Annotated in this window: 12 protein-coding genes; 6 read left to right on the forward strand and 6 right to left on the reverse strand. The window is 66.8% G+C overall.

The window, feature by feature from the left end; genetic code table 11:
* From GQS65_RS20765 to GQS65_RS20775, 3 genes are all read left to right on the forward strand, one after another.
* A partial coding sequence (locus GQS65_RS20765; protein WP_158206533.1) for a hypothetical protein occupies nucleotides 1-457 on the forward strand: 457 nt, incomplete at its 5' end.
* 274 nt (nucleotides 458-731) lie between these two features.
* Nucleotides 732-1,280 (forward strand): CBS domain-containing protein, encoded by a 549-nt coding sequence (locus GQS65_RS20770; RefSeq protein WP_158206534.1) that lies wholly within the window; start codon nucleotides 732-734, stop codon nucleotides 1,278-1,280.
* Nucleotides 1,281-1,352: 72 nt separating this feature from the next.
* The gene (locus tag GQS65_RS20775) at nucleotides 1,353-2,099 is read left to right on the forward strand and encodes an MBL fold metallo-hydrolase (RefSeq protein ID WP_368280397.1); all 747 of its coding nucleotides are present in this window, start codon (nucleotides 1,353-1,355) and stop codon (nucleotides 2,097-2,099) included.
* An 11-nt stretch (nucleotides 2,100-2,110) separates the two neighbouring features.
* Here GQS65_RS20775 and GQS65_RS20780 read toward each other — a convergent pair whose 3' ends face one another.
* From GQS65_RS20780 to GQS65_RS20795, 4 genes are all read right to left on the reverse strand, one after another.
* A complete protein-coding gene (locus GQS65_RS20780; protein WP_158206536.1) occupies nucleotides 2,111-2,557 on the reverse strand; it encodes a hypothetical protein in 447 nt (148 codons plus the stop codon).
* A gap of 48 nt (nucleotides 2,558-2,605) precedes the next feature.
* Entirely contained in the window at nucleotides 2,606-2,908 is a 303-nt protein-coding gene (locus tag GQS65_RS20785) for a hypothetical protein (protein ID WP_158206537.1), read from the reverse strand.
* 57 nt (nucleotides 2,909-2,965) lie between these two features.
* Nucleotides 2,966-4,363, reverse strand: a complete 1,398-nt coding sequence (locus GQS65_RS20790) for an LLM class flavin-dependent oxidoreductase (RefSeq protein WP_199268521.1) — start codon at nucleotides 4,361-4,363, stop codon at nucleotides 2,966-2,968.
* Nucleotides 4,364-4,457: 94 nt separating this feature from the next.
* The gene (locus GQS65_RS20795) at nucleotides 4,458-5,702 is read right to left on the reverse strand and encodes a carboxylate--amine ligase (RefSeq protein ID WP_158206538.1); all 1,245 of its coding nucleotides are present in this window, start codon (nucleotides 5,700-5,702) and stop codon (nucleotides 4,458-4,460) included.
* 131 nt (nucleotides 5,703-5,833) lie between these two features.
* Here GQS65_RS20795 and GQS65_RS20800 point away from each other — a divergent pair, with 131 nt between their 5' ends.
* Nucleotides 5,834-6,736, forward strand: a complete 903-nt coding sequence (locus GQS65_RS20800) for a zinc ribbon domain-containing protein (protein ID WP_158206539.1) — start codon at nucleotides 5,834-5,836, stop codon at nucleotides 6,734-6,736.
* A 76-nt stretch (nucleotides 6,737-6,812) separates the two neighbouring features.
* Nucleotides 6,813-7,808, forward strand: a complete 996-nt coding sequence (locus GQS65_RS20805; protein WP_158206540.1) for a zinc-binding dehydrogenase — start codon at nucleotides 6,813-6,815, stop codon at nucleotides 7,806-7,808.
* A 36-nt stretch (nucleotides 7,809-7,844) separates the two neighbouring features.
* Here GQS65_RS20805 and GQS65_RS20810 read toward each other — a convergent pair whose 3' ends face one another.
* Together GQS65_RS20810 and GQS65_RS20815 are read right to left on the reverse strand one after the other, a co-directional pair.
* Nucleotides 7,845-8,951, reverse strand: a complete 1,107-nt coding sequence (locus GQS65_RS20810) for a DNA topoisomerase IV subunit A (protein WP_158206541.1) — start codon at nucleotides 8,949-8,951, stop codon at nucleotides 7,845-7,847.
* Nucleotides 8,952-11,339 (reverse strand): DNA topoisomerase VI subunit B, encoded by a 2,388-nt coding sequence (locus tag GQS65_RS20815; RefSeq protein ID WP_158206542.1) that lies wholly within the window; start codon nucleotides 11,337-11,339, stop codon nucleotides 8,952-8,954.
* A gap of 177 nt (nucleotides 11,340-11,516) precedes the next feature.
* Between GQS65_RS20815 and gyrB the strand changes: the two genes are divergently transcribed.
* Entirely contained in the window at nucleotides 11,517-13,445 is a 1,929-nt protein-coding gene (gene gyrB / locus GQS65_RS20820; RefSeq protein ID WP_158206543.1) for a DNA topoisomerase (ATP-hydrolyzing) subunit B, read from the forward strand.
* Nucleotides 13,446-13,485: the final 40 nt, after the last annotated feature.

Consider the following 13,485-nt stretch of genomic DNA (forward strand, 5'->3'; position numbering starts at 1 on the left):
CATCGCCGTCATCTGCATCGTCGCCTTCGTCAGCGCCGTCGTCCATCCCATCATCGCCGTCATCTGCATCGTCATCGCCATCATCCGCGCCGTCGTCTCCGGTATCTCCATCGTCCATCCCGTCATCGCCATCATCCGCGCCGTCGTCGCCATCGTCCATACCGCCATCGTCAGCGCCGTCGTCACCGTCGTCCGGAGGTGTGCACTGTCGGCTCTCACCGTCGCCGCCGACCTGTACGTAGTTGTCGTCTCCTTCGACGTCGATACCTCCACACTCGGAGAGGTCAGCGCCGTCCTCGACGATTATCGTGTTGTTGTCGCCGACGACGTCGATGCCGCCACAGTGCTCGCCGGTCGATTCCTGTGTCGCCGTCGTCTCCGGAGTCAGTCCGTCCGATGCACCCGCGAACGACGCCATCGGTCCTGCTACGACCAGGACTACGACAGCTATCGCTAACAGCCGCGATTTAGTCAGTCTGCTCATTGTCGCAATCAATCGTACTCGTGTCACGTACATAATGCATTTTTGCGATTGATAGGACAGTTAAAATGAATCTCTAGTCCAATCGGTACTCTCACAGAAAAGAGAATGCAGAATTGAATGTCAGTAAAAGTATCTAAAACTCCTGACAGATAGGGGCGGCTCCTCGGTCCCGGTGTACTCGAATCGCCCGCGACCACCCGTCCCGACGACGGAACGTTTTTGTATTACCTCTGGTTATCAGTGGGGTATGAAACTGCCGACGCCAGAGGACCTCCGCGAACGGCGTCACTCCCTGGAACTGACCCAGAGCGAGTTGGCCGAGCGTGCCGGCGTCTCCCAACCGCTCATCGCTCGCATCGAGGGCGACGACGTGGACCCGCGACTGTCGACACTCCGTCGTATCGTCGAGGCGATGGACGCCGCGGAAGGGGCGATTCGCCGTGCGGAGGACGTCATGCACGAACCCGTAATCGCCGTCGCTCCGGACGACAGCGTCCGTGAGGCCGTCGAGACGATGAGCGCGGAGGGCTACTCCCAACTGCCCGTCGCGCGTGACGGCTACCCCGTCGGCCTCATCTCGACCAGCGACATCCGGCGCGTCGACGAGAACGAGGGCCTCGGCGACCTGCCCGTCGCCGAGGTGATGCGCGAGGCGCTCACCACCGTGGGCCGCGACGCCACGCTCGACGAGGTGGACAACCACCTCGACCACCACGACGCCGTCATCGTCGTCGAGGGCGGGAAGATGCGCGGTATCATCACCGAGGCGGACGTGGCTGCCGACCTCCAGGCCTGACGACCGGAGTCCCTCGCGGCACGGCTCTCCGCATCTCCCGCGCTTTTGCCCGTCCTCTCCCAACCACCGGACGTGACCATCAGACACGAGGGTCTCGTGGCCGACTGGTTCGGCTACGCCACGCTCCGCCTCGAATCGACCGACAGCGTCGTCTACCTCGACCCCGGCCGCTACGGCGTGCTCACCGGCGAGTGGAGACCGGACTCCTCCGACGTGGGCCACCCCGACCCGGTCGACTACGACGCGCGGGACGGGGACGTCGTCTGCGTGACCCACGACCACCACTACGACTCGGATGCCGTCCGACGAGTCGCGGGCGAGGACGCCACCGTCGTCGCGTTCGAGGCCGTCGACGCCGACGCTATCTCACGGGACGTCGACCCGCTCGAAGACCTCCCGTACGACGTCGAACGGGTCGGGTACGGCGACACAGTGACCGTCGCCGGCGTCGAGGTGACCGTGACCGAGGCGTACAACGACCCCGACGGCCCACACACTCGTGACGACAGGACGCCGTTCCACCCGGACGGGTTCGGCTGCGGGTTCCACGTCGAACTCGGCGGCACGACGGCGTTCTGGCCGGGTGACTCCGACGCGCTCGATAGCCACGAGGCGGTCGACTGCTCGCTGTTCTGCCCGCCCATCGGCGGGTCGTTCACGATGGACCGCCACGAGGCCGCGGTCCTCGCGGCGACGCTGGAACCGGACCTCGTGCTCCCCATCCACTACAACACGTTCGACGCGCTAGAGACGGAATCCGGGGCGTTCGCGGCCGACGTGGCGAGTCGTGGCGTCCCGGTCGTACTCGACGAGTCCTGACGACAGCGTCGTCAGCGGTCCGGGACTCCCGCCCGGCTCTCGTTCGTCCGGGATTCGACCACGGCCACCGCCGCTCCGGTCGCCGTCGCCAGCGGGACGGTGACGACACCGAAGACGAGCAGACTCGGAACCCCCGTCGTGAGGAACAGCGGTGCGACGTAGAACAGCTCCGGGGTGAGCGCGACACCGTAGAACAGCCACATCGTGAAGTGCGAGAGCGACCCCGTCAGGAGACCGCCGACCGCACCACGGAACACCGTTCGCTCGTCGGCGCGTTCGACCACGACGTACCACGTGCTCGCCCCGACGACGAACGCCGAGAGGACGGCGCTCGCTTCGAGCACCGGCGCGGCGAGTGTCGGGGCGAGGGCGTCGAACGCGAGGACGACCCCGCCGGCGACGCCGGCGTACACGACGCCCGCGAGGAGTGCCACACGCGGACCGTCCGGCAACGTCATCACCGAGCCTACGGGTAGCCGATACAAACTCGTTTCCCGTCGGTCGGGTCACTCGGGCGTGTCGCGGCCGTCTCTCCGCGACCGGCCCCGATAGAAGTAGTTGCCGAGGACCACCGGAACGGCCGCGAGGACGGCGTAGTGCCACTCCTCGGAGAACGGTGGCGGCGCGACGACGACGAGGACGACGACGAACACGGCCAGCACACCGGCGACGGTCAGTCCTTTGGAGTCCCAGCGATACTCCGCGTACACCCCGACCGCGGTGAACACGGCGAACGCGACGACGGCGACCGTCCGCTCGTCGAACGAGGAGAGGAGGCCGTGGCCGGGGTCGAAGAAACTCTGGAGCACACCACTCGATTGGCGGCCGAGAGGATAAACTCGCGCCGGGCGTCCGCCGTCGGCCGTCTACGACCGCCGTCCGGGGTGGTCCGTGGGGAGTCGCGGCCCGTTCCCCAGGGTGTTCTCCCGGAGCGTCGCACCCTCGTAGCGTTCGCGGAGCAGACCACGTTCGCGCAGTTCGGGGACGACGAGGTCCACGAAGTCCGTCAGGCTGTCCGGGCGAACGACCTCCTTGACGTTGAACCCGTCGACGCCCACCTCCGTGAACCAGTGTTCGAGTTCGTCTGCGACCTCTTCGGGCGTCCCGACGACGACAGGTGACGTCGTCCCGAGGCCAGCGAACTGTGCCACCTCACGGACCGTCCACTCCCGGTCCGGGTCACTGGTCGTGAACGCGTCGACCGCCCCCTGGATGGCGTCGGTCTCGATGTGCTCGACCCGGTCGTCGGGGTCCAGTTCCGAGAGGTCCATGTCCATGAACCCAGAGAGCAGCGCCAGGACACCCTCCACGTCGATGGCGTCGCGGTAGCTCTCGTACTTCGCCTCGGCGAGGGCCTCCGTCTCGCCGACGACGGGGACGATGCCGGGGAAGAACGCCAGCGAGTCCGGGTCTCGTCCGTGGTCGGTCGCCCGCGAGCGCATGTCCTCGACGTAGTCCCGTACCCCGCGTTCGGTGGGGAGGCTGACGAAGACGGCCTCGGCGTTCCGTGCGGCGAACGCCCGGCCGCGCTCGGAGGAGCCCGCCTGATAGATCACAGGAGTCCGCTGTGGCGACGGCTCACAGCCGTGTGGCCCCTGCACGGAGAAGAACTCCCCGTCGTGGTCGACGTCGTGGACGCCCTCGGGGTGGGTGAACACGCCCGCCTCGCGGTCACGGACGACGGCGTCGTCGTCCCACGACTCCTCCCAGAGCGCGTAGCAGACCTCCATGAACTCCTGGGCGCGGTCGTACCGGTCGTCGTGGTCGAGGCGTTCGTCGACGCCGAGGTTTCGCGCCGCCGATTCGAGGTAGGAGGTGACGACGTTGAACGCGACCCGTCCGTCGGTGAGGTGGTCGAGCGTCGAGAACTCGCGGGCGAGCTGGTAGGGCTGGGTGTACGACGTCGAGCGCGTGACGGCGAACCCGAGGTGGTCGGTGACGCTCGCCATCGCCGGGATCAGGTACGACGGGTCGTTCGAGGGCGTCTGGACGGCCTTCCGGATGGCCGTCTCGCGTGACCCGTCGAAGACGTCGTAGATGCCCCGGACGTCGGCGAAGAAGACGGCGTCGAACCCCCCGCGCTCGGCGGTCCGAGCGACCTCCTCCCAGTAGGTGCGGTCGGTGTAGCGTGCCGACTGGTCCCCGGGGTAGCGCCAACTCCCCATCGAGACGTGTTCGACGGCGTTCATCGTGAAGAGGTTGAGTCGCATCCGACCGTCCTGGTCGCCACTCGACTCCGCGTCGGTCGCCCGCGTGTCGCTCATTGGCGACACTCGGTGTGCCGGACGCTAAACTACGGGGGAAACCGGCCGATTCGGCCGTCGCCTGGGACGCTCGACACGACGGCGCGTCCACCACTCAGCAGGAGCAGTAGTACTCTCGAGCGCTGAACTCCGTCTCCAGCAGTCGCCCCGTCGGGCCGGGGTCGGTGCTGTCGAAGACACCCGTCGTCACACCCGCGTCCGCCGGTCGCCCGCCTGCAATCGCCCGCCACTGGTCGCCGGTGAGCAGATTGGGTGTCTCGCCGCCGGCCAACCCCGCGAAGAAGTCCCGGAGGTAGACCCACCGCGATGCGCGTTCGGGGCCGCGTGCACGGTCGATTTCCCCGCCGACGGCCGTCTCGTACGCCGCGAGCGGGAGGTTCCGTCCGGCAGCGACCGGGAGACCGATCCACTTCCACGGGCGGGTGTTGACGTCGAGCAGGACGTGTTCGCCGCGCTCGGTGTCGTAGACGAACTCCGACTCGCTGATACCGTGGTACTCGGCGTCGGTGAGCATCGAGAGCGCCTGTTCGCGGATGGTCGCGTCCTCGACGACGTCGACGACACACGACGTGCCGAACGCTCGGGGGTGACGGACGCGGGCGTTCCCGACGACGGCCAGCGGGTCCGCTCGCTCTCCGGTCGCCGCACGCGGTGGGACGTACGACGCCAGCGACCGGTCTTCGCCCACCGCCACGTCCACCTTCTCCTGAGCGAGCACGCGGATATCGGCGTCGCGTGCCGCCGCGACCGTCTCGTCGAACGCCTCGCGGTCCGGGACGTCGACGACGTTCGTCCCCAGCACCTCCTCGCCCTCGCGCTTCCGGGCCGGTTTGACGACCAGCGGGAAGCCCAGTGCGTCGGCGGCCTCGTCGGGGTCCACACCGTCGAGCGCGTACGTCTCGGGGAACGGGACGCCGAGGCGCTCTGCGCTGGCGTACAGTTCCTGCTTGTCGAGCACGGTCGGGGCGGCGTCGGCGTCGAACGAGAGGTGGACGCCGTCGGGCCGCGTCTCGGCGAAGGCGTTGACCCACTCGTCCATACAGCCGAAGGCGACGGCCTCACGGCCGATACGGTCGACGAGTTCCTCGACGTCCTCGCGGAACGCCTCGCGGTCGTCGAGCGGGTAGGTGACTCGCCCGGCGGCGGTGACGGCCGTCGAGGCAGGGGCCACGCCGTCGCCACTCCGGTCGAGAGCGACGACGGGGACGTCGTGGGCGGCCAGCGCTCGTGCCACCCCGAGACCGGTGATGTGGGCGTTGGCGACCAGCGCGGGCGGGCGGTCGAACTCGTGACCGTCGAGCGTCGAGCACAGCGCGTCGAACGACGAGAACTCGCTCATAGAGGGACTGGGGTCGAACGGAGCAAAAGCGAACCGACCTGCTACGGGGAAGGATTCCGTGGCCGAGACCGACACGGGACGGTGGTAGTCACCGGAACGTTTTACCCCGCCGACACGCTCGATTGTCACGTATGTCCTCCACACGGCCGAACTTCTGCTCTCACTGCGGAGCAGACCTCCTGGAGACGGCCAACTACTGCCCCCAGTGTGGAACGCAGTGCCGGGAGACCACCCCGGCGGAGCGCCCCGAGACGAAGTCGGCTCCGACGGCCGCGACGAGTTCGACCAGCGCCACGAATACCGGCGAGTCCGACGACACCGACCGTGCGGCCCGCACGTCGTTCCGGCGGCGCGTCGAGGCCCACCTCGTCGACGGCTGGAAGATGGAGTCCGACCGTGGCGACAGCGTCCTGATCCGGAACCCCGAGTACGGCTCTATCGGCGTCCACCTGCTGCTCCTGTTTTTCACGGGCGGCGTCGGGAACCTCGCGTACGGCTGGTACTGCTACACACAACGCGGCGAACGGCGCATCCTGCGGGTCGGCGGCGACGACACCGTCGGCATCCCCGAGGACGTGGGGTCGAGCGACACGGTCGGCGTCTCGGCGGACCTGATGGGCTACGTCGGCGGAGCGTTCTCGCTGCTGATGGCCGCCGTCATGCTCTCGTCGCTCCAACTCCCGCTCGTGATTCTGGGCGCGTTCTTCTTCCTCGCCGCGCTCTGGATGATTCCGGCGACCCGCCGGCGCTGGCGGGACCGCCACCCACCGACGACGTTCGGTCACACGCGCTCTATCGACGAGACCACTCGCTTCGACACGGACAACCCCTGTGTCGTCTGCTCGGGGAGCGTCGAGGAGGGTATCGAACGGGCCTACCGCGAGGAGTACGTCCTCGCCGGCATCCCGCTGTTCACGACGGCGTCGGGCGCGAACCACTACTGTCGCTCCTGTGCGAGCGGTGACAGCTCCGGCCTCGCCGTGGACGATAGCGACGACGTGACGACGGAGACGGCCGTCGAGACGGAGTACTGACACCGCCCACGAGCACCCCACACGGATTGCTGGGAGAGCCAGATACACCGGCGGGAGACCCGAATCGAGCGAGCACATGGCAGCGCACACCGCCTACGTCATCGAGGAGTTCGGCGACCCGGACGTGTTCACCGAGACGACCGTCGAGGTGCCCGACCCCGGCCCCGAGGAGGTTCGCGTCTCGGTCGTCGCGTCGAGCGTCAACCCCGTCGACTACAAGATTCGGCGCGGCGACCTGCCGGCGTTCGCCCCCGAGTTCCCGGCGACGCTCCACTGTGACGTCTCGGGCGTCGTCGACGCCGTGGGCGAGGACGTCGACCGATTCGAGGCCGGCGACGAGGTGTACGGGATGCCCGGCGGCGCGGGCCGACAGGGGACGCTCGCCGAGGCCGTCGTCGGCCACGCCGACACGTTCGCCCACGCCCCCGAACGCATCCCGCTCGAAGACGCCGCCGCCCTCCCCGTCGTCGCGCTCACCGCGTGGGAGATGCTGACCGACAAGACGAGCGTCGACGTCGGCGAGGAGGTGCTCGTCTACGGGGCCAGCGGCGGCGTCGGCCACGTCGGCGTCCAGGTGGCGAAGTGGCTCGGAGCGAACGTCACCGCCACGGGGTCGACAGAGGAGAACCGGGCGCTGGCAACCGACCTCGGTGCGGACGCCACCGTCGACTACACCGCCCGCGACGTCGCGGACTACGTCGAGGAGTACGCCAGCGACGGCGGTTTCGACACCGTCTTCGACCCGGTCGGCGACGACCACCTCGAAACCGCGTTCGACGCGGTCCGGCCGTTCGGGTCCGTCGTGACCACCGAGTCGAGTTCGACCCAGGACCTCTCGCCGATGCACCAGACGTCGCTCGAACTCGGCGTCGTCCTCGTCATCCTTCCCGTCATCCAAGGGGAGCGACTGGCACGTATCGGTGAGGAACTGGCCGACGTCGCCACCCTCGTCGACGACGGCGCGATCACCCCGCACATCGACGAACGATTCGCGTTCGACGAGGTGAGCGAGGCACACCGACGGGCCGAAGCGGGCGAGTTCGTCGGGAAACTCCTGCTGGTCAACGAGTGAGTCGCCGAGGCCGAACGGGGTGGAGGGGGTCCGGGCTCAGACGATACCCATCTCCTCCAGTCGCTCCGGGAGGTAGGTGTCGGTGACGAAGTCGAGGCCCCGCGAGGCGAGGGCCTGCTGTTCGGCCTTCTTGTTGATGTCGAGCTGTAGTTCGATCTGTTCGCGCCAGTAGTCGGTCTGGAACCGGGGGTCCTCCAGTTCCGACCGAAGCGCGTTGACGTCCGAGTCACTCAGGGGGTCGGTCGGCAGGTCGTACTCGACGATGTCGGAGGGCTGGATGCCGATGAACTGCGCCTGAGGGGTCGCCAGGTACTCCGAGAGGTGGGCGGACTTGATGGAGCCGTACGAGATGGACCCGAAGATACGGTACGACCACGGGTCACCGTCCGTGAACACCGTGACCGGCAGGTCGAGTTCGTCGTGGAGGCGTTTGGTCAGTCGCCGCGTGGCGCGGGCCGGTTGGCCGCCGAGGTGGACGACGATACAGCGGTAGTCCTCGTCGAAGCCGTTCTCGACCAGTCGGTCGCGCATCCCACCGGTCTCGACGGCCATGACGAAGTCGGCGTCGTGGTCGAGGAACTCGACGGTGTCGACGTTGTTCGGGATCTGGTAGCCGCCCTGCCCGACGTCGTCCTGACAGTGGATCTCCCGCTCGCCGCGGTTGGTCTGCTCGCGGATGAGTAGCGGACCCATCACCTTCGCGCCGGACTCCTCCGGACGCATGTGGAAGTCCTCGCGTTTGACGTGCGAGACGATTTCGAGGTCCTCGATGAGGCCGTTCGACTCGTCCTGTGAGTTGAACTGTGCGGCGTCTAAGTCCCAGGACTCGCTGAGGTAGTACAGTTCACGCAGCGTCGACGAGCGGTTCTCCTCCAGTTGGTTCTGGAGGAAGTCGATGACGTAGATGGCCTTCAGCAGTTTCTGGGCACCGCCGACGGTGTTCGCGGAGCGAGTGGAGTGGCGGTCACCGTAGACCCAGACACCCTTCTCCTCGTCGTACTCGATGTTGCTCTTCGTCCGCGTGGGTATCTGCATCGACGGCACCTCCCCCGCGGCGAACTGGTCGTAGAACTCCGCCGCGAGGTCGATGAGACGCTCGCGGGCGAGTTCGTCCTGTCGTGGAATGTCGCTGTCTGAACTCATTTATGCGTTCACCGTCAGTTTCGCGTCCTCGATTCCCTCGACCGAGATGTCGAACGTCGTGTCGTCGCCCACGTCGTACTCCAGTACTGCCGTCTCGCCCGACGAGACGGTCGGCGACCACTTGACGAACCACTCGCCGTCCATCTCGACGACCTGTGCACCCTCGGGGTCGCCGGGGTCGGCCCCCACGATGTCGGTGACGTCCGGTTCGGCGTTCGTGTCCGAGAAGTTCCGAACGACGAGTTTCACGTGCCCGCCGTCGACCTCACGCTCGACGAGGACGTTGTTCATGATGCGGGCCAGCGAGTCACCGACGTGTAACTCCTCGCGCTCGGTGACCTCCGAGAGTTTGTCGGCCATCCGCGGGAGGATGTCGGCGATGACGTCCTGTTTGCGCTGGCGCTTCTCCATCGAGCGGCGCTTGTTGAGGTAGCGTTTCATCTCGCGGGCCGCCTCGCGCAGGGCGAGTTCGATCTCGTCCTCGATGGCGGGCACGTTGGCGATGGCGTCCTTCGACTCGCTCGTGAACGGGACGTTCGTCGAGGCGACGTGGACCATCAGGACGGCGGGGCCGTTGGGCATCCCGCTCCCGCCCGGCTGGTCGAGGCCGTAGTTGCGCCAGTTGATGCGCTTGACGACGTCCGTCGAGGCACACGCCCCGCGCTGGTAGACCAGCGGAACGCGGTTGGCGAACCGGAGGACGTCCACCTGCCCCTCGGCGGGGAGGTCACCGCCGTAGGCGATACCCGCCTCGACGATGAACGGGTCGCCGCCGTGGACCTCCGCGTCGCGGGTCGCCGCGGCGTAGAAGTCGGCGTCGTACTCCTTCTGGAGACCGGCCTTCACGAGGCCCCCCGTGATGGGCGCGAGACAGTCGGTCGGTGGTGCGAGGATGTCCGTCTCGCGCATCGCTTCGAGCAACTCGCTGGCCGTATCGCGGTCGCCCTCCGTCTCCGTCACGCTCGGGGCGTCGTCGGGGACCGAGCGCGCGACCGACCAGAACGTCTCGACGACGTTCTCGCGGGCGGTCTCGCCGAAGCTCACGTCGTCGCGCTCTTTGGTGCGCTCGGCGGCACGCTGGACGTACCCCGAGAGCGTGTCGTGGGTGAGTCGGTCCCGAGCGTCCTCGGCGTTGGCGAACGCCGTGGCGACGCGTCGGGCGAGCGCTTCGACGGCCGCGTCGTCCTTCCGGGAGGTCGTCGCGTCGTCGACGAGACGGTAACAGTCGGCCTCCCGACCGACGACGACTTCGCGCCACGCGGCGTCGACGGCGTTCTCGCGGACCGTGTCGCCGAAGGTGACGCCCGAGTCCGCTTCGACGTCGTCGGCCGCCTCCTCGACGACGGCGACGAGTTCGTGGTGGGCGACCCGGTCACGTCCGCCGACGGCGTCGGCGACGGCGGCGGCGAACGCGGCCGTCGCCTCCTTTCCCTTGCCGTTGACGGCGTCGGTGATGGCCGCCTCGATGTCGGCGTCCTGGTGTGACTGTGGCGGTTGCCACGCCATCTCACGACCGTAGTGTCGGTCCCGGAAGTTCGAGACCACGCTGTCGGCGGTCTTCTGACCGACGCGGGTGAACTCGCTCTGGAGGAACCCCGAGACGCTGTAGGAGTCGGTCGCACCGAGCATCTTGATGAGTGTCCCGAGTTCGACGCCGTGGGGGTGGGGCCGAATCTCGGTCGTCTCCGCGGGCATCTCGTCGGTCGCCCGCTCGTACTTCAGATGCTCGGAGGGTTCCCGGAACTCGATGCGGGCGTGGGGGTTGACGACCGCCGTGTGTTTGACGTAGTCGTGAAGCTGTTGGCGGGCGCGCATGTTCGCCTCCATCTCCAGTTCGATGCGCGTCCCGTGGGGCCGTTCCCACGTCGTCGTGTCCTCGACGGAGATTTCGGGTTCGTTCGTGTCCGTATCGATGATGAGTTCGAAGTACTCCGCCCGAGACGACCCCTGTGTCTTCGAGGTTATCTTCGCCGGCTTCCCCGAGGTGAGTTGAGAGTAGAGGACGGCGGCGGAGATACCGATGCCCTGCTGTCCACGGGACTGTTCGCGGGCGTGGAACCGCGACCCGTAGAGCAGTTTCCCGAACACCTTCGGTATCTGCTCTCTGGTGATGCCCGGCCCGTTGTCCTCGATGACGAGGCGATAGTAGTCGCCGGCCTCCGCGATTTCGACGTAGATGTCGGGGAGGATACCCGCTTCCTCCGTCGCGTCGAGTGCGTTGTCGACGGCCTCTTTCACCGCGGTGACCAACCCGCGAGCGCCCGAGTCGAACCCGAGCATGTGCTTGTTCTTCTCGAAGAACTCGGCGATGGAGATGGCTCGCTGGCCTTTCGCCAACTCCTCGGCGACGTCGCCGCCCCCACCGAGTTCCGACTGGTATGACGTCATTCGTGTTGGGTCTCTTGCTACCGTGTGGTTAAAACATCCGTGTTAGTACGGTGAAAGTGGAATCGTGTGCGATGGGGTGACACGCTCTCGTCGTGTCGTGTTTCAGTTCCACATTCACTGCGCGCGCGCGTGCGGGGGCTTTATGTGTGGGAACTTCCAAAGAAATCCAAGTAGTTCATGTCGCAGGATTCAGAGTACGGCGCAGGCCAGATTCAGGTCTTAGAAGGCCTCGAAGCTGTCCGTAAGCGCCCAGCTATGTACATCGGCTCGACCGATTCTCGCGGGTTGCATCATCTCGTCTACGAAATCGTCGACAACTCCATCGACGAGGCGCTCGCGGGACACTGTGACACCATCGAGGTCGTCATCAACGATGACGACTCCGTCACCGTCCGCGACGACGGGCGGGGGATTCCGGTCGACACCCACTCGGAGTACGACCGCCCCGCCCTCGAGGTCATCATGACCGTCCTCCACGCCGGCGGGAAGTTCGACAACAAGTCCTACCAGGTCTCCGGTGGCCTCCACGGCGTCGGCGTGAGCGTCGTCAACGCGCTCTCGAAGTGGCTCGAAGTCGAGGTGAAACGCGACGGGGCGGTCTGGAACCACCGCTTCGACCACGGCGAACCACAACCCGAGGAGTTCCAGCGCGTCCGAGAGATGGACGCCGACGAGGAGACGGGCACGGAGGTCACGTTCTGGCCCGACGACGACATCTTCGAGACGACGGAGTTCGCTTACACCACCCTCGAATCGCGCCTCCGCGAACTCGCCTTCCTCAACCCCGGTGTGAGCATCACGCTGCGTTCGGACCCGGACGAGAAGGAGGCCACCTTCGAGTACGAGGGCGGTATCCGCGAGTTCGTCGACTACCTCAACGAGTCGAAGTCCGTCCTCCACGACGACATCGTCTACTTCGACACCGAGTCGGAGACCGGCGACGGCGTCGTCCAGGTCGAAATCGCTCTGCAGGCGACCGACGGCGTCCAGGGGTCCATCCACGCCTTCGCCAACAACATCAACACACGCGAGGGCGGCACCCACCTCACCGGGTTCAAGACGGCCCTGACGCGCGTCGTCAACGACTACGCGAACAGCCACGGTCACGCCGACGACATCGACGGCAACCTCAAGGGCGAGGACATCCGCGAGGGCCTCACGGCGGTCATCTCCGTCAAGCACCCCGACCCGCAGTTCGAGGGGCAGACCAAGACGAAACTCGGGAACTCGGAAGTGCGAGGTATCGTCGAGAGTGCCCTCCACGAGGAACTCGGCACGTACCTCGAAGAGCACCCCGACACCGGCGAGGTCATCGTACGGAAGGCCGTCGACGCCGCGAAGGCTCGGATGGCCGCGAAGAAGGCCGAAGAGCTGACGCGCCGGAAGTCCGCGCTCGAATCCACCTCGCTGCCCGGCAAACTCGCGGACTGTCAGACCCGCGACCCCGCCGAGTCCGAACTGTTCGTCGTGGAGGGCGACTCCGCCGGTGGCTCCGCCAAGCAGGGGCGCAACCCCAAGTACCAGGCCATCCTCCCGCTGCGCGGGAAGATACTCAACGTCGAGAAACACCGTCTCGACCGCATCCTGGAGAACGAGCAGATCCGCAACCTCATCACCGCCATCGGGACGGGTATCGGCGAGGAGTTCGACATCGAGGACGCCCGCTACCAGAAGATCATCATGATGACCGACGCGGACGTCGACGGGGCGCACATCCGCACCCTGCTGTTGACGTTCCTCTACCGGCACATGACGCCGCTGCTCGAAGCGGGTTACGTCTACGCCGCACAACCGCCGCTGTACCGTATCCGGTCGGGCGGGGACACCTACGACGCGATGACGGAGGCCGACCGCGAGCGTATCGTCGAAGAGCAGTGCGGTGGCTCGCCCGACCAGGTCCAGCGGTTCAAGGGACTGGGCGAGATGAACCCCGAACAGCTCTGGGACACGACGATGGACCCCGACAACCGCATCCTCAAGCAGATAACCATCGAGGACGCCGCGGCCGCAGACCGGATGTTCTCCGTGCTGATGGGCGACGCCGTCGGACCGCGCAAGCAGTTCATCAAGGAGCACTCGAAGGACGCCGAGTGGGTGGACATCTGATGTCCGTCCCCGAGTCGTCCCGATGGGGAGCCACGGCCAC

Origin of the sequence: Halomarina oriensis (assembly GCF_009791395.1) — an archaeon.
Taxonomy (GTDB): Archaea; Halobacteriota; Halobacteria; order Halobacteriales; family Haloarculaceae; genus Halomarina; species Halomarina oriensis.